This window comes from Bacillus cereus group sp. BfR-BA-01441 (assembly GCF_022663075.1).
Taxonomy (GTDB): Bacteria; Bacillota; Bacilli; order Bacillales; family Bacillaceae_G; genus Bacillus_A; species Bacillus_A cereus.
The window spans coordinates 1-324 of record NZ_JAKUEU010000301.1 but is presented as its reverse complement, the minus strand read 5'-3'; the positions used below and the strand labels follow the sequence as shown (position 1 = coordinate 324).

The following is a 324-nucleotide window of genomic DNA, read 5'->3' as shown; positions in this document are numbered from 1 at the left end:
CCACAAGCATTGGCACACATTGTTACTCCTGTTTTTACATCTTTACAAGCTGCCATTTTTTTCACTCCTTTTAATAGTTTTATTTAGATTAGCAACATCCAATATAATCATCTTTAGTTCCGGCTTCTTTACCATCACATATGACTTGAATTTTTTCCCATCTTAATAATTTTGTACTTCCACAAGCATTGGCACACTTTTTTACTCCTGTTCTTACATCTTTACAAGCTCCCATTTTTTTCACCTCCTTTCATTATTGGTTATTTTAATTTTGAATGGCCTCTATATAGAGTGGATATGAGAAAATTTTCTCATTTTGAGTGT

1 protein-coding gene is annotated in these 324 nt (G+C 32.1%); it reads right to left on the bottom strand.

Going from position 1 to position 324, the window contains the following annotated elements; all coding sequences use genetic code 11:
• Nucleotides 1–88: 88 nt before the first annotated feature.
• Entirely contained in the window at nt 89–235 is a 147-nt protein-coding gene (locus tag MR107_RS30595; RefSeq protein ID WP_196776159.1) for a hypothetical protein, read from the bottom strand.
• Between the last annotated feature and the right edge of the window lie 89 nt (nt 236–324).

Bases quoted from the DNA above. Each gene is read 5' to 3' on its own strand.
- MR107_RS30595 (WP_196776159.1), bottom strand. From the start codon at position 235: ATGGGAGCTTGTAAAGATGTAAGAACAGGAGTAAAAAAGTGTGCCAAT.